Origin of the sequence: Pseudogemmobacter blasticus (assembly GCF_003071405.1) — a bacterium.
GTDB classification, from domain to species: Bacteria; Pseudomonadota; Alphaproteobacteria; order Rhodobacterales; family Rhodobacteraceae; genus Pseudogemmobacter; species Pseudogemmobacter blasticus.
On record NZ_CP020470.1, the window covers coordinates 1377183 to 1391670 of the forward strand.

At 66.4% G+C, this 14488-nt stretch carries 14 protein-coding genes; 9 read left to right on the forward strand and 5 right to left on the reverse strand.

The genetic code is table 11. The features are described 5' to 3' along the window. Positions 1–3: 3 nt before the first annotated feature. The 4 genes from B6K69_RS06685 to rsmI all read right to left on the reverse strand — a co-directional run bounded on the left by B6K69_RS06685 (position 4) and on the right by rsmI (position 3261). Positions 4–891 carry an alpha/beta hydrolase fold domain-containing protein gene (locus B6K69_RS06685; RefSeq protein ID WP_108643229.1) on the reverse strand — a complete coding sequence of 296 codons (888 nt, stop codon included), beginning with the start codon at positions 889–891 and terminating at the stop codon, positions 4–6. After that, positions 888–1832, reverse strand: a complete 945-nt coding sequence (gene gshB, locus B6K69_RS06690) for a glutathione synthase (protein WP_108643230.1) — start codon at positions 1830–1832, stop codon at positions 888–890. Before gshB ends, B6K69_RS06685 begins: the two co-directional genes overlap by 4 nt. Positions 1833–1918: 86 nt before the next feature. After that, on the reverse strand, positions 1919–2260 hold the full coding sequence (locus B6K69_RS06695) for a YraN family protein (protein ID WP_228156827.1): 342 nt from the start codon (positions 2258–2260) through the stop codon (positions 1919–1921). A gap of 125 nt (positions 2261–2385) precedes the next feature. Then, positions 2386–3261 carry a 16S rRNA (cytidine(1402)-2'-O)-methyltransferase gene (gene rsmI / locus B6K69_RS06700; RefSeq protein WP_108643232.1) on the reverse strand — a complete coding sequence of 292 codons (876 nt, stop codon included), beginning with the start codon at positions 3259–3261 and terminating at the stop codon, positions 2386–2388. 87 nt (positions 3262–3348) lie between these two features. Here rsmI and B6K69_RS06705 point away from each other — a divergent pair, with 87 nt between their 5' ends. Genes B6K69_RS06705 through murJ form a run of 3 tightly spaced genes read left to right on the forward strand, consistent with a single transcriptional unit; the run spans position 3349 to position 8963 of the window. Continuing rightward, positions 3349–4521 carry a penicillin-binding protein activator gene (locus tag B6K69_RS06705; RefSeq protein ID WP_107672344.1) on the forward strand — a complete coding sequence of 391 codons (1173 nt, stop codon included), beginning with the start codon at positions 3349–3351 and terminating at the stop codon, positions 4519–4521. Next, entirely contained in the window at positions 4481–7312 is a 2832-nt protein-coding gene (locus tag B6K69_RS06710) for a [protein-PII] uridylyltransferase (RefSeq protein WP_108643233.1), read from the forward strand. Before B6K69_RS06705 ends, B6K69_RS06710 begins: the two co-directional genes overlap by 41 nt. Positions 7313–7370: 58 nt before the next feature. Continuing rightward, positions 7371–8963 (forward strand): murein biosynthesis integral membrane protein MurJ, encoded by a 1593-nt coding sequence (gene murJ, locus B6K69_RS06715; protein ID WP_108643234.1) that lies wholly within the window; start codon positions 7371–7373, stop codon positions 8961–8963. 54 nt (positions 8964–9017) lie between these two features. Here murJ and B6K69_RS06720 read toward each other — a convergent pair whose 3' ends face one another. Continuing rightward, the gene (locus B6K69_RS06720; RefSeq protein ID WP_108643235.1) at positions 9018–9710 is read right to left on the reverse strand and encodes a rhomboid family intramembrane serine protease; all 693 of its coding nucleotides are present in this window, start codon (positions 9708–9710) and stop codon (positions 9018–9020) included. A 95-nt stretch (positions 9711–9805) separates the two neighbouring features. Here B6K69_RS06720 and trpS point away from each other — a divergent pair, with 95 nt between their 5' ends. From trpS to B6K69_RS06750, 6 genes are all read left to right on the forward strand, one after another. Then, the gene (gene trpS / locus B6K69_RS06725) at positions 9806–10840 is read left to right on the forward strand and encodes a tryptophan--tRNA ligase (RefSeq protein ID WP_108643236.1); all 1035 of its coding nucleotides are present in this window, start codon (positions 9806–9808) and stop codon (positions 10838–10840) included. A 370-nt stretch (positions 10841–11210) separates the two neighbouring features. Further along, positions 11211–11714: a type III secretion system chaperone family protein gene (locus B6K69_RS06730; protein WP_108643237.1), complete on the forward strand. Its 504-nt coding sequence runs from the start codon at positions 11211–11213 to the stop codon at positions 11712–11714. Positions 11715–11743: 29 nt separating this feature from the next. Then, positions 11744–12556, forward strand: coding sequence for a pyrroline-5-carboxylate reductase (gene proC / locus B6K69_RS06735; protein WP_108643238.1), 813 nt, complete (start codon positions 11744–11746; stop codon positions 12554–12556). Continuing rightward, positions 12553–12885 carry a tRNA-binding protein gene (locus tag B6K69_RS06740; protein ID WP_108643239.1) on the forward strand — a complete coding sequence of 111 codons (333 nt, stop codon included), beginning with the start codon at positions 12553–12555 and terminating at the stop codon, positions 12883–12885. The genes proC and B6K69_RS06740 overlap by 4 nt, the downstream gene beginning before the upstream one ends. Beyond that, positions 12885–13838: a 2-hydroxyacid dehydrogenase gene (locus B6K69_RS06745; RefSeq protein ID WP_108643240.1), complete on the forward strand. Its 954-nt coding sequence runs from the start codon at positions 12885–12887 to the stop codon at positions 13836–13838. Before B6K69_RS06740 ends, B6K69_RS06745 begins: the two co-directional genes overlap by 1 nt. Further along, the gene (locus B6K69_RS06750; RefSeq protein WP_108643241.1) at positions 13835–14485 is read left to right on the forward strand and encodes a sulfotransferase family 2 domain-containing protein; all 651 of its coding nucleotides are present in this window, start codon (positions 13835–13837) and stop codon (positions 14483–14485) included. Before B6K69_RS06745 ends, B6K69_RS06750 begins: the two co-directional genes overlap by 4 nt. Positions 14486–14488 lie beyond the last annotated feature (3 nt).

The window sequence follows — 14488 nt, forward strand, 5'->3', positions numbered from 1 at the left end:
CCGTCAAAGGCTGCGCAGAAACGCCGCGATCCGCCGGATTTCGGCCCGCGCCTCGGGCACCCAGGGCGCGAGATAGGCCAGCACATGCGGCGCCCCCGGCTGACGCACCAGGTCCACCTGCGCCCCTGCCTGCCGCATCGCCTCGGCCAACCGCAGCGAATCATCCAGCAAGATTTCGGTGGTGCCAACGCAGATCAGCGCCGGACACGACCCTGCCCAGCGGGCAAAAACCGGCGACAGCCGCGGATCGGCCGGGTCCAGCACGCCCCGGATCAAGCCTACCATCTCGGACATCCTTTCGGATGGCAACAGCGCCTCGCGCGCCGCATTGCCGCGGATCGACGCGCCTGCCAGCGTCAGGTCAGCCCAGGGTGACAGCAGCACCATGCCGCCCGGCGGCTTGCCTCGCGCCTCGGCTTCGGCCAGCAGCGCTGCCGCCAGCCCGCCCCCGGCACTGTCACCGCCCAGCACGATCCGGCCCGGCGCGACACCCGCCGCCCACAGCGCCTCCAGCACCCGCACCCCGTCGTCATACCCCGCCGGCGCCGGATGTTCGGGCGCACGGCGATAGTTGGGCAGCACGGCCTGCCCGCCCGTGGCGCGGATGATCCGGCCCACCATGGCCCGATGGGTGAAGGCGCTGCCCGCGACATGCGCACCGCCGTGCATCCACAGCAAGACCGGCCCGGCGGCCCCGTCCCCGCCCGTCAGCCGCAGGCAAGGCACCCCACCGATCACCTCGCGTCGCCGACCCACACCAAGGGGCGGCGGAAACAGCAGCGAAACGGCAACCAGGCCCGCCCACGCCCCGCCCACCCCTCGCGCCCGGCGCAACAGCGGCTTCATCCCGTGTCGCATCACACCACGGAACAGACGCAGGCGCAGGCTCATCCGCGCCGTTTCGCCTCGATCGCCTCCCAGATCCGCGCCGCGGCATTGGTGCCGTCGAAGCGCTCCAACTCCTGAATCCCGGTGGGCGAGGTGACGTTGATCTCGGTCAGCCAGTCACCGATAACGTCGATACCCACGAAGACTTGGCCCTTTTTCCGCAGCACAGGCCCGATGGTCGCGCAGATATCCAGATCCCGCGCCGTCAGCCCCACAGGTTCGGGCCGCCCACCCGCGTGCATGTTCGACCGCGTCTCGCCGGGCTGCGGCACCCGATTGATCGCGCCCACGGGTTCGCCATCCACCATAATCACCCGCTTGTCCCCCTTCGACACCGCCGGCAGGAACTTCTGCACCACCAGGGGTTCGCGGTTGATCGAACTGAACAGCTCGTGCAGCGAGGTCAGGTTGCGGTCGTTCTCGTCCAGCCGGAACACCCCCGCGCCGCCATTGCCATAAAGCGGTTTCAGGATCACATCGCCATGCCGCGCCTTGAAGGCCCGGATCGTGGCCAGATCGCGCGCAATCGTCGTCGGCGGGGTCAGGTCTGCGAACCGCAGCACCAGCAGTTTCTCGGGATAGTTCCGCACCCAGAACGGATCATTCACCACCAGAGTCTTCGGATGAATCATCTCCAGCAGATGCGTCGTGGTGATGTAACCCATGTCGAAGGGCGGATCTTGCCGCAGCCAGATCACATCCATCTCGGACAGGTCGACTTCGCGTTCGGGGCCATAGCTGACATGGTTCCCGACCTCGCGCCGCAGCTCGATGTCCCAGCCCCGCGCGATCACCCTGCCTTCGACAAAGGCCAGCCGGTCGGGGGTGTAATAGAACAGCCGGTGCCCCCGCTCCTGTGCCTCGATCCCGATGCGGAAAGTGGAATCCGCATTGATGTTGACCGACCCGATCGGGTCCATCTGCAGGGCAACGTTCAGGGCCATCGCATCCTCCGGCTCAGGGCTTCGCCCCTTTCTTGGCGCAAGCCGCTGCCGGATGCAAACCGACTGCCCCCCGCCAGTGCCGCCGGTCAGTCGAACCAGATGTTTTCGGTCACCTCGACCCGGCCGGTCTGATCCACCAGCGCCAGGTCAATCCGCACCTCGGTCATCTGTCCGGCGGGTTCCCCATCAACGAAATCGGCCACCGTGCGGGCAATGCGGTCATACTGTGCCCGCGTCAGGTATTCCGCGGCGATCGCATGTGTCGCGGCCGACTTCACCTCGATGAACACAACCGTCTCACCATCGCGGGCCACCAGATCAACCTCGCCCGAACGGCCCCGCCAGCGCCGGGCAATCACCGGCTGCCCGGCTGCCTCATACCGGCGCGCCACCGCATCTTCTGCCGCAAGGCCAGAGAGATAGGCCATCCTCCCGCGATCTGCCCGACGCCGACGTTCGGGGGTCAGGGCAACAGGCAGGCCGGCAGCGCCCGTGTCGAACCCGAAATCCAGTGGCATCGCACCGCCTCCGCATGATCGGCCCGCAAGGGGCCCTATTGCCCCGCAAGGTCCAGCGCCAGTCGATAGGCCTCTTTCCGTGGCACCCCCAGATCTTGCGACACGAAAGCTACTGCATCCTTAACGCTCATCGTCTGCAGTGCATTTTCCAGCGCCGTCCGCAAATCTTCGGCGCTGGTGACGCGGGCCGCCGCCCGGTTGACGACCAGAACGATTTCGCCTTTCGGTTCCTGACCTTGCAACGCATCAGCCAGCTCGCCCAGCGTGCCGCGACGCACCTCTTCATGCCGCTTGGTCAGTTCCCGGCACATCGCCGCCGGCCGGTCCGGCCCGAAAGCCTGCGCCATTTCCGCCAGCGTCCGCGCCACCCGTCGCGGCGATTCGTAGACCACAAGCGTCGCCGGAACCGCCGCCAGTTCGGCCAGTACCCGCGCCCGGTCACCCGCCGCCGTGGGCACGAAACCGGCGAACAGGAAACGGTCCGTCGGCAGCCCCGCCAGCGTCAGCGCCGCCAGCACCGCCGAAGGCCCCGGCACCGCATGTACCCTTTGCCCGGCGGCAACCGCCGCCCGCACCAGGGCGAATCCCGGGTCCGACACCAGCGGCGTTCCCGCCTCTGACGCATAGGCGACCGACTTTCCCGCTTCCAGAGCCGCCACCATCCGCGCCGCCACCTCGGTCTCGTTATGGTCATGGCAGGCGATCAGCGGGCGGCGATCCAGCGCAATGCCGTGAATCTCCATCAGATGGCGCAGCGTGCGGGTGTCTTCGGCCATCAGCACCTCGGCCCCGGCCAGAACGTCCAGCCCGCGCAGGGTGATGTCGCGGGCCGTGCCGATGGGCGTCGCCACCAGATGCAGACCCGGCGCAATCCCGCCGGGGGGGTCTCCGGGCACCCAGGAACCGCTCATCGCAGGCCCCCGGGCAAGTTTACTTCGCTGCGGGAAACATCTAACGTGACCACGGTCTCCGCGCCTTCTCTGCCAGAGGAAGTTTCCATGTTGTCCGCAATGCTTCGGGCCCGCAAGTCCTTGGGCCACCTTCTCGTTGTCTTCTTCGGTCTCTTCCTGGCCGCCTGCGTGCCCGGCGGCGAACCGATGTCCGCGTCCGGTTCGGGCGGTTCGGGCAAGAAGGTGCAGGTGGCATTGCTGGTGCCGGGCGGATCGTCGCAATCCACCGATGCCGCACTGGCGAAGGCGCTTGAAAATGCCGCGCGTCTGGCCGTGGCAGACCTGTCCGGCGTCAGCATCGACCTGCGGGTCTACAACACCGCCGGCCAGCCCGCGCAAGCGGTGGCCATGGCGCAAAAGGCAGCAGACGAAGGCGCGCAGGTCATCCTTGGCCCGGTCTTCGCCGAAGAGGCCAATGCCGTGGGCGTGGCCATGGCGCCGCGGGGCATCTCGGTTCTGGCCTTCTCGAACAATCCCGCCATCGCGGGCGGCAATGTCTTCGTGCTTGGCCCCACCTTCGACAACACGGCGCGGCGTCTGGCCTCTTACGCCGTTCGCAGCGGCAAGCGTCAGGTCATGATCGTGCATGACCGCAACACCGCCGGCACCCTTGGCCGCGACGCCATCCAGCGCGGCGTGACCGCGGCCGGCGGCAACGTGGTGGCCATCGCCTCTTACGAATTCTCGCAGAACGGCGTGTCCGGCGCGGCCCCCGGCATCGTGCAGACCGCCAGGGAAAAGGGCGCGAACGCGGTCTTCCTGACGGCCGATACCGCCGGAGCCCTGCCGCTGCTCAGCCAGCTTCTGGTGGACAACGGGCTTGACACCGGCGCCTCCAAGTTCGTCGGCCTGACCCGTTGGGACATCCCGGCCCAGACCCTGGGCCTGCCCAGCCTGCAGGGCGGTTGGTTCGCGCTGCCCGATCCGGGCCTTTATGCGCAGTTCCAAAGCCGCTACCAGTCGGCCTATGGCGCGGCGCCGCATCCGATTGCCGGGCTGGCCTATGATGGCATCGCCGCCATCGGTGCGCTGGCACGCCAGGGCCGTGACATCTCGGCCGGCACGCTGACGCAAGGGGCAGGCTTCGCCGGGGTTTCGGGGATCTTCCGCTTCCGCTCGGACGGCACCAACGAACGCGGCCTTGCCGTGGCTGAAATCCGCAACAACCAGGTCGTCGTGATTGACCCCGCTCCCCGCAGCTTCGCCGGCGCCGGCCTCTGAGGCCAGCCGAACCACCGCACAAAAGGGACCGCCCGACGGGCGGTCCCTGCTGCTGCCCGCCGCCGAAATCCTTGACGGCGACAGCCTTGTGTCGGCCATCCTGGCCGAACTGGCCGCAAGCCCCGATCCGGTGGAACCGCGCGCCGCCCGCGGCATCGCCGTGCGCCATCTGGCCGAGGCGCGCGCCGCCGCCAACACCCGTCTGGCCGCCGCCTTTGCCGCCCGGCCCCGCGAATCCCGCGCACTGGTCACCGCACAGGCCTGGCTGACCGATGGCCTTGTCACCGCCGCTTTCGCCGTCGCGCAGACCCTGCACCCGCTGCCCAACCCGACCGAGGCCGAGCGCATCGCCATCCTGGCCGTCGGCGGCTATGGCCGGGCCGAGATGGCGCCGCAATCCGATGTGGATCTGCTGTTCCTGACGCCCTGGAAAATCACCCCCTGGGCCGAAAGCGTCATCGAATCGATGCTTTACATGCTGTGGGATCTGAAGCTGAAGGTCGGCCATGCCAGCCGCACCGTGGCCGATTGCATCCGGCTGGGGCGTGATGACATCACCATCCGCACGGCCCTGCTGGAACACCGTTTCATCGCCGGATATGAACCGCTGGCCACCGAACTGGCAGACCGGCTGTGGGGAGAGTTGTTCAACGGCACCGGCCCGCAGTTCATCGAGGCGAAACTGGCCGAACGCGCCGAACGCCACCGCCGGCAGGGCGGTCAGCGCTATGTGCTGGAACCCAACGTCAAGGAAGGCAAGGGCGGCCTGCGCGACCTTCAGACCCTGTACTGGATCGGCAAATACCTGCACCGCACCCCCACCGCGGCCGGGCTTGTCGGGGCGGGCCTGTTCAGTGCCGACGAATTCGCCACCTTCACCCGCGCGGAAGATTTCCTCTGGGCCGTCCGCTGCCACTTGCACCTGATCACCGGCCGCGCCACCGACACGCTGACCTTCGATGTCCAGCCCGAGGTCGCCGCCCGCATGGGCTATGCCGATCAGGGCGGCCGCCGTGCCGTGGAAATCTTCATGCAGGACTACTTCCGCCATGCCACCCGCGTGGGCGAGCTGACCCGCATCTTCCTGGCCGAACTGGAAGCCCGCCATGCCAAACGCGAAGCCAGCCTGTTCGGCATCTTCAAGCGCACCAAGCGGGTGAAATCCGGCTATACGCTGGTGCAGGGCCGGATCGACCTGCGCGATCCGCAGGACTTCCTGAAAGACAAGCTGAACCTGCTGCGCATCTTCGAAGAGGGCCTGCGCACCGGCTATCTGCTGCACCCCAACGTGCTGCGCTTGCTGTCGGCCAATCTGCATCTGATCGACGACGACATGCGCGAAAACTCCGAAGCCGCGCGCATTTTCCTGGACCTGCTGCTGAAACACGGCAACCCGGAACGGCCGCTGCGGCGGATGAACGAGATGGGCGTCCTGTCCACCTTCATTCCCGAATTCGAACCCATCGTCGCGATGATGCAGTTCAACGTCTATCACCACTACACGGTGGACGAGCACATCATCCAGACCATCAGCATCCTGGCGCAGATCGAACGCGGCGAGCTGATCGAGGATCTGCCGCTGTCGTCCTCCATCCTGAAGGCCGGGGTGAACCGCAAGGTGCTGTATGTGGCGCTGCTGCTGCATGACATCGGCAAGGGCAGGCCCGAGGATCACTCGATCCTCGGCGCCCAGATCGCCCGCCGCGTTGCCCCCCGCCTGGGTCTCAGCGATGAGGAATGTGAAACCGTCGAATGGCTGGTGCGCCATCACCTGCTGATGTCCGACATGGCGCAGAAACGCGACATCGGCGATCCGCGCACCGTGCGCGATTTCGCCAAGGCGGTGAAGACGCGCAAGCGGCTGGACCTGCTGACGGTGCTGACGGTCTGTGACATCCGCGGTGTCGGCCCCGGCACCTGGAACAACTGGAAGGCCATGCTGCTGCGCCAGTTGCACAAGCAGACGGCCGATGCGCTGGAAGGCGGCCTGGAATCCGTCAACCGCGAGAACCGCGAGGACGAGGCCAAGCGCGCCCTGCGTGACCGGCTGGCCGGCTGGGAAGCCAAGGATCTGCGCCACGAAACCGCGCGCCATTACGCGCCCTACTGGCAGGGTCTGTCCACCGATACCCACGCCGTCTTTGCCCGGCTGCTGAAAGGCATCGGCACCGACGAGATCCGCATCGACCTGCACCCCGACGATGACCGCGATGCCACCCGCGCCTGTTTCGCGCTGGCCGATCACCCGGGCATCTTTTCCCGTCTGGCCGGTGCGCTGGCGCTGGTGGGCGCCAATGTGCGCGACGCGCGCACCTATACCTCGAAGGACGGCTACGCGACGCCGGTGTTCTGGGTGCAGGATGCCGAGGGCAAGCCCTATGAGGCCGCCCGCCTGCCGCGCCTGCAACAGATGATCGACAAGACCCTGCGCGGCGAGATCATCCCGCGCGAGGCGCTGAAGGATCGCGACAAGGTCAAGAAGCGGGAACGGGAATTCCGCTTCCCCACCCATGTGATGTTCGACAACGAAGGTTCGGACATCTACACGATCATCGAAGTCGACACGCGCGACCGCCCCGGGCTGCTGTATGACCTGACCCGCACGCTGGCCAGTTCCAACATCTCGATCGTCTCGGCGGTGATTGCCACCTATGGCGCGCAGGTGGTTGATACTTTCTATGTGAAAGACATGTTCGGCCTGAAGCTGCACCAGAAGCACAAGCAGGAAGCGCTGGAAAAGCGCCTGCGTCAGGCCATTGCCGAAGGCGCCGAAAGGGCGCAGGGCACATGATCCGTTTTCCCCTATCGGCCCTGCCCGTCCCGGCACAGGCCCGGAGCCCCGAACAGCCATGAAACCGATCCGCCTTGTCCATGGCTTCCTGACCGTGGGCGTCTGGACGCTGCTCAGTCGCATCGTCGGCTTCATCCGCGACGCCATGGTCGCGGCCTGGCTGGGCTCGGGCCCGGTGGCCGAGGCCTATATCGTGGCGCAATCGCTGCCCAACATGTTCCGCCGCTTCTTTGCCGAAGGCGCCTTCAACATGGCCTTCGTGCCGATGTTCGCGAAGAAGCTGGAAGCCGGCGAAGATGCCGAAGGCTTTGCCCGCGATGCCTATTGGGGCATGGCGGCGCTGCTGACCGTGTTCTCGATCCTTGGCCATTTCTCCATGCCGCTCTTGGTGCTGCTGATGGCCAAGGGCTTTCACGGCGACGAACGCTTTGATCTGGCGGTGACGCTGGGCCAGATCTGTTTTCCCTATATCCTGTTCATCTCGCTGACCGCGCTGCTGTCGGGGGTGCTGAACGCCATGGGGCGGTTCTTCGCCACCGCCGTGGCGCCGGTGCTGATGAACGTCTTTCTGGTGGTCTCGATGTTCGGGGCAGACTGGTTCGGCTGGGATCTGGGCCGCACACTGGCCTGGACCGTCACGCTGTCCGGTGTGCTGCAGCTTGTCTTTGTCTGGGCGGTGCTGCGGGCACAGAAATTCTCGGTCGCCTTCCGCTGGCCGCGGCTGACGCCCGAACTGAAGCGGCTGGCCATCATCGCCGCCCCGGCCGTGCTGGCCGGCGGGGTGGTTCAGATCAACCTGCTGGTTGGCCGCCAGGTTGCCAGCTTTACCGAAGGCGCCGTCGCCTGGCTTTACAACGCGGATCGCCTTTACCAGCTTCCGCTGGGGGTGGTCGGCATCGCGATCGGTGTCGTCCTTCTGCCAGACCTGTCGCGCCGGCTGCGGGCCGAGGATGAAACCGGCGGCCGCGAAAGTTTCAACCGCGGCGCCGAATTCGCGCTGTTCCTGACCGTGCCGGCGGCGGTGGCGCTGATGGTGATCGCCCTGCCGATCATCTCGGTCCTGTTCGAACGCGGCGAATACACCGCCGCCGATTCCCGGGCCACTGCGATGGCGCTGGCGATCTATGCGCTTGGCCTGCCGGCCTTCGTGCTGCACAAGGTTCTGCAACCGCTGTATTACGCGCGGGAAGATACCCGCCGCCCGTTCAACTTTGCCGTCATCTCGATGGTGGTGAATGCGGTGGCCGCCTTCGGCCTGATGCCTGTTTTCGGCTATCTGGCCGCCGCCGTGGGCACCACGCTTTCAAGCTGGGTGATGGTGGCGCAACTCTGGCACGGCACACGCAGCATGGGCACCGCAACCCGGCTGGATGATCGGTTCCGTCGCAGGGTGCCGCTTATGCTGCTGGCCGCCGGGGTGATGGGCGTTGCGCTGTGGCTTATGTGGTGGGCCATGGGCGATGCCGTTCTGGCGCGCGGCACGCGGACCCCGGCCCTGGCGGTGCTGGTTCTGGGCGGGGCCGCGGTCTATTTCGGCACCGTTCTGGCAACCGGCGGCATGGGTCTGGCGGAACTGAAGTCCTTCCTGCGCCGCCGCAACCGCGACAAGGCCAGCGATCAGGGTGGGGATCAGGGCAGCGACAAGGGCTGATCCGTCGCGCAACCACGCCCGCCCGCAGGGCCGCCGAAGGGCGGGCGGGCTGCCTTATCTGTTGCGCAGCCGGTGCATCACCCGGCGCCAACCGCCCGGGCTGACCACGAAACTGATGAAAAAACCGAAGACGAACCCCGCCAGTTCGGCCACCCAGCCAAGCCCGCCGCCGAACAGCAGCCCGAACAGAAGTTGCAGCGCCAGCAGCGTGCCGATCAGCGTGAAGGCCCGGAACTGGCTGGTCCCGGTTCCCGCCAGCCGCACCCAGATCAGAAAGGTGAAGGCCCCGATCAGCCCGTAATTGCCCGGAAACGCCCCGATCAGCGCCCCCCGTTCCCCCGGCAACAGCACCGTATAGGCCAGGGCCCCCACCACACAGGCGCCCAGGAACACCACCAGCACCGCCCACCAGCGGAACACCTCGCCCACCATCTTGCCCAAAGCCAGCAGCAGCACCACGCCGAACAGCGCCCCGGTGAAATCGGGGTGGACAAAGGCATAGCTGACCAGCCGGTGCATCCCGTCCAGAGGCCACACCCCGTTGGCCCAGAAGTAGCGCATCAGATCGGGCACATAGGCGAAGCGTTCCACTGCCTGCACACGCCAGCCAATGCCCCCGGCCCCACCCACCAGCCCACGGTCGGCCAGTTGCAGCACCACCTCCATCGCGATCATCGGCAGCGCCAGCACCCAGACCACCATCGGCAGCGGGTTCAGCGGCGGGGCGTTGTGGTCTTGCAGGCTCATCCGTGCTCTCCTTCGGGGGCGCGCTCTTGCGCCGTTGACGCCCCTCGCCCCATCGTCTACGCCCGACCCGCCGGATTTTCCAGACGGAGCCCACCATGGCAACCACCTTCAAGCCCCGCATCTTCTCGGGCATCCAGCCCTCGGGCGGGCTGACCCTTGGCAATTACCTCGGCGCGCTGAAGCGGTTCGTCGAGAAACAGGACGAGGGCATCGAGACGATCTACTGCCTTGTGGACCTGCACGCGATCACCGTCTGGCAAGACCCGGCCCGCCTGCGCCACCAGACGCGCGAAGCCGCCGCCGCCTTCATCGCCGCCGGGATCGACCCGAAGCGGTCGATCCTGTTCAACCAGAGCCAGGTCTCGGGCCATGCCGAACTGGCCTGGATCTTCAACTGCGTTGCCCGGATCGGCTGGATGTACCGGATGACCCAGTTCAAGGACAAGACGGCCGGCAAGAACGCCGAAAACTCGTCGCTTGGCCTGCTGGCCTATCCGTCGCTGATGGCGGCCGACATCCTTCTCTATCACGCCACCCATGTTCCGGTGGGCGAAGACCAGAAGCAGCACCTTGAACTGACCCGCGACATTGCCGCCAAGTTCAACCACGACTACGGCGTCGATTTCTTCCCGATCACCGAGCCGGTGATCGAAGGCGCGGCCACGCGGGTGATGAGCCTGACCGACGGCACGAAGAAGATGTCAAAATCCGACCCGGCCGACAACAGCCGCATCAACCTGACCGATGATGCCGATGCCATCGCCCGCAAGATCCGCCGCGCCAAGACCGACCCGCTGCCCCTGCCCGAAACGGCGGACGGCCTGAAAGACCGGCCCGATGCGCGCAATCTGGTGAACATCTACGCCGGCCTGTCCGGCCTGACGGTTGATCAGGTGGTGGCCGAATTCGCCGGCGCCCAGTTCGGCACCTTCAAGCCGAAACTGGCCGATCTGGCGGTTTCGGTGCTGTCGCCCATCTCGACCGAGATGAACCGCCTGATGACCGACCCGTCCGAGATTGACCGCATCCTTGGCGAAGGCGCCGACCGCGCCGATGCCATCGCGGCCCCGATCCTGGAGCGGACGTTCGAGATCACCGGCATGATCCGCTCGCGCCACGGTCGCGGCTGAGGCGCCGGTTGTCACACGCCTGAATCCAACGGCGGCTTAGGCTGTCCGGGCGGGCGGGCCTGTCCCCCTTCCCGGTCTCCTGGCCTTCCCCTGGCTGCCGAGGCCCCTGCCCCGATACGCCCCCGTGTGCCCCTCGCACGGGGGCGGCCTTTTTTTCCGGCCACGCCCGCCACAGACCGCACCTGTCAGGGCCAAATCCCCCCAAACAGGCTTTTCCACAGAAGATTTCGCCAGATTTCGCTTTACAGGCTTCCGCTTTGGTCACACCATATCTAGTAAGGATGGCGCAATACTTACGCTGATCCTTGCCTGACACCCAGCTTCTTGTGGGTCGTGGCCTGTGAGAAGCCTTATGATGAGGCCCAGGTCCATGTCGCTTTCCGAAGATTTCCTGCTGACGGATGACCTGCACCCGATCGACATCGTGGAAACGCTGGCCGAACACCACGCCTGGGAATTCGACCGTGTGACGGATGACCAGATCGCCATGGCGGTCGAAGGCCAGTGGCGCACCTATTCGCTGACCCTGGCCTGGAGCGCGCAGGATGAAACGCTGCGGCTGATCTGTACCTTCGAGATGGAGCCGCCGGAAGCCCGGATGCCCCAGCTTTATGACGTGCTGAACCGCTGCAACGACATGGTCTGGACCGGCGCCTTCACCTGGTGGGCCGAACAGAAGCTGATGGTCTGGCGCTATGGTCTGTGCCTGGCGGGCGGGCAGATCGCCGGGCCGGAACAGATTGACCGGCTGATCTCCAGCGCGGTCATGGCGTCGGAAAGGTTCTACCCGGCGTTCCAACTGGCACTGTGGGGCGACAAGACCCCGGCGCAGGCGATGCAAGTCGCCATTGCCGAAGCCTACGGCCGCGCCTAACCTTTGCCCCCGAAACCGGGGGTATTCTCATGAGCTTGGAAATCGTGGCCCGCGAAGGGCTTGTGCTGCTGGGATGCGGCAAGATGGGCAGCGCGCTTCTGGCGGGCTGGCTGAAGGCCGGGCTGCCGGCAAGCAGCTTCTGGGTGATCGAACCCAACCCGTCCGACTGGCTGCAGGCAACAGGTGTGCATCTGAATGAAGGGGTGCCGCAGGCGCCCGGCGTTGCGGTTCTGGCGGTGAAGCCGCAGATGATGGGGGCCGCCCTGCCGGCGCTGCAGGCCCTTGGCAACGGCCACACGCTGTTCTTGTCGATCGCGGCGGGCACCACTATCGCCGCTTTCGAAGAGGTTCTCGGCAACCGGACGCCGCTGGTCCGGGCGATGCCCAACACCCCCGCCATGGTGGGGCGCGGCATCACCGGCATCTGCGCCAATGCCTCAGCGGGCGCGGCCGGCCTGGCACTGGGGCAGGCCCTGATGGAGGCCGTGGGTCAGGTGGTCATCCTGGACGGCGAACACCAGATCGACGCGGTGACAGCGCTGTCGGGGGGCGGGCCGGCCTATGTGTTTCATCTGATCGAAGCCATGGCGCAGGCCGGCGTGGCACAGGGTCTGTCGGAAGATGTGGCCATGCAACTGGCGCGGGCCACGGTCTGCGGCGCGGGGGAACTGGCCTATCGGTCACCGGAAAGCGCGGCGCAGTTGCGAATCAACGTCACCTCGCCCGGCGGCACCACGGCCGAGGGGCTGAAGGTGCTGATGAACCCGGACAGCGGCTTTCCGGCACTGCTGACCCGCGCGGTCAAGGCCGCCGCCGACCGCGGGCGGGAGCTGGGGAAATGATCACCTACGACGATTTCGCCAAGGTCGATATCCGCGTCGGCCGCATCGTGCAGGCCGAACCCTTCCCCGAGGCGCGCAAGCCCGCCTACAAGCTGTGGGTCGATTTCGGACCAGAGATCGGGGTGAAGCGATCCTCGGCCCAGATCACGAAACACTATACGCTGGAAGGGCTTGTCGGCCGTCAGGTGCTGGCGGTGGTGAACTTTCCACCGCGCCAGATCGGGCCGGTGAAATCCGAGGTGCTGGTGCTTGGCCTGCCGGATGAGGCGGGCGAGGTCGTGCTACTGGCCCCCGGCCATGAGGTGCCCCTGGGCGGAAGGATGTTCTGATGCGCCTCCTGATCACCCGCCGCCTGCCCGACCGCGTGATCGAGGCCGCCGCCGCCCGCTTCGATCTGGTGCTGCGCGACCGGACCGATGTGCTGTCCCCCGACGAACTGCACGAGGCGCTGCGCGATTTCGATCTGGTCCTGCCCACGCTGGGCGACCGTTTTTCGGCGCAGGTCTTTGCCCGCGCGGGACGGCCGCGAACGCGGCTTCTGGCGAATTTCGGCGTGGGGTTCAACCACATCGACGTGGCGGCGGCCCATGCGGCGGGGGTGGCGGTGTCCAACACGCCCGGCGCGGTGACGGATGCCACCGCCGACATTGCGCTGGCGCTGATCCTGATGACGGCGCGACGACTGGGCGAAGGCGAACGGATGCTGCGGGCCGGCAAGTGGCACGGCTGGGGCCCGGTGCAGATGCTGGGCACCCATGTCAGCGGCAAGACCGTCGGAATCATCGGCTTCGGGCGCATCGGCAAGGCGATTGCGCGGCGCTGCCATTACGGCTTCGGGATGGAGGTGGTGTTTCACAACCGATCCCCCATCGCCGACCCCGGCCTGCCGGCCCGGCAGGTGGATTTCGCCAGTGCAATGGCGGCGGATTTCGTGGTGGTGGCGGTACCGGGCGGGGCGGCGACACATCACCTGATTGATGCCAAGGCCCTGGGATACATGAAGAAGTCCGGTATCCTTGTGAACATCAGCCGCGGTGACGTGGTGGACGAAACCGCGCTGATCACCACGCTGAAGACGGGCCGCATCGCCGGGGCCGGGCTGGATGTCTATGAGTTCGAACCGCAGGTGCCCGAAGCGCTGAAGACGCTGGAAAACGTCACGCTGCTGCCGCATCTGGGCACCGCCTGCCTTGAGGTTCGCGAGGCGATGGGACTCATGGCACTGGACAACCTCATCGCCATGGCCGAGGGCCGCCCCCCGCCCAACCTGTTGACGCCATGATCATCTCTCGCCAGCGCCGCTTCATCTTCGTGCATATCCCCAAGACAGGCGGCACCGCCTTGGCCTTGGCGCTGGAAGGGCGGGCGGCGAAAGATGACATCCTGATCGGCGACACCCCCAAGGCCCGGCAGCGGGCAAGCCGGTGGAAAGGGGTGAAAACGGCTGGCCGCGTGTGGAAGCACAGCACGCTGTCCGATGTGATCGGACTGGTTTCCCAGGACGAGATCGAACAGTTCCTGACCTTTACGCTGGTCCGCAACCCATGGGACCGGATGGTTTCCTACTACCACTGGCTCAGGGTGCAAAACTTTGCGCATCCGGCCGTCGGGCTGGCGAAACGTCTGGATTTCAGCGACTTTCTGAACCACCCGCAGACGCAGGGCACACTGCGGATCTGGCCTTATGCGGCCTATCTGAAACGGCAGAATGGGACCGAGAAGCCAAGCCTTTTCATCCGGTTGGAGCAGTTTGACATCGATTCCGAGCCGCTGTGGGCGCATCTGGGGTTTCGCCTGCCACTGACACGCGTCAATACAAGCCAGCGCAACCGCGACTGGCGCCCCTATTTCAGCGCGGCCGACGCCGACATGATCGCGGGCATCTGTGCCGCGGACATCGGTCGCTTCGGGTACAGGTTCGACCCCTGACGA

Bases quoted from the DNA above. Each gene is read 5' to 3' on its own strand.
- B6K69_RS06685 (WP_108643229.1), bottom strand. From the start codon at position 891: ATGAGCCTGCGCCTGCGTCTGTTCCGTGGTGTGATGCGACACGGGATG.
- gshB (WP_108643230.1), bottom strand. From the start codon at position 1,832: ATGGCCCTGAACGTTGCCCTGCAGATGGACCCGATCGGGTCGGTCAAC.
- B6K69_RS06695 (WP_228156827.1), bottom strand. From the start codon at position 2,260: ATGGCCTATCTCTCTGGCCTTGCGGCAGAAGATGCGGTGGCGCGCCGG.
- rsmI (WP_108643232.1), bottom strand. From the start codon at position 3,261: ATGAGCGGTTCCTGGGTGCCCGGAGACCCCCCCGGCGGGATTGCGCCG.
- B6K69_RS06705 (WP_107672344.1), top strand. From the start codon at position 3,349: ATGTTGTCCGCAATGCTTCGGGCCCGCAAGTCCTTGGGCCACCTTCTC.
- murJ (WP_108643234.1), top strand. From the start codon at position 7,371: ATGAAACCGATCCGCCTTGTCCATGGCTTCCTGACCGTGGGCGTCTGG.
- B6K69_RS06720 (WP_108643235.1), bottom strand. From the start codon at position 9,710: ATGAGCCTGCAAGACCACAACGCCCCGCCGCTGAACCCGCTGCCGATG.
- trpS (WP_108643236.1), top strand. From the start codon at position 9,806: ATGGCAACCACCTTCAAGCCCCGCATCTTCTCGGGCATCCAGCCCTCG.
- B6K69_RS06730 (WP_108643237.1), top strand. From the start codon at position 11,211: ATGTCGCTTTCCGAAGATTTCCTGCTGACGGATGACCTGCACCCGATC.
- proC (WP_108643238.1), top strand. From the start codon at position 11,744: ATGAGCTTGGAAATCGTGGCCCGCGAAGGGCTTGTGCTGCTGGGATGC.
- B6K69_RS06740 (WP_108643239.1), top strand. From the start codon at position 12,553: ATGATCACCTACGACGATTTCGCCAAGGTCGATATCCGCGTCGGCCGC.
- B6K69_RS06745 (WP_108643240.1), top strand. From the start codon at position 12,885: ATGCGCCTCCTGATCACCCGCCGCCTGCCCGACCGCGTGATCGAGGCC.
- B6K69_RS06750 (WP_108643241.1), top strand. From the start codon at position 13,835: ATGATCATCTCTCGCCAGCGCCGCTTCATCTTCGTGCATATCCCCAAG.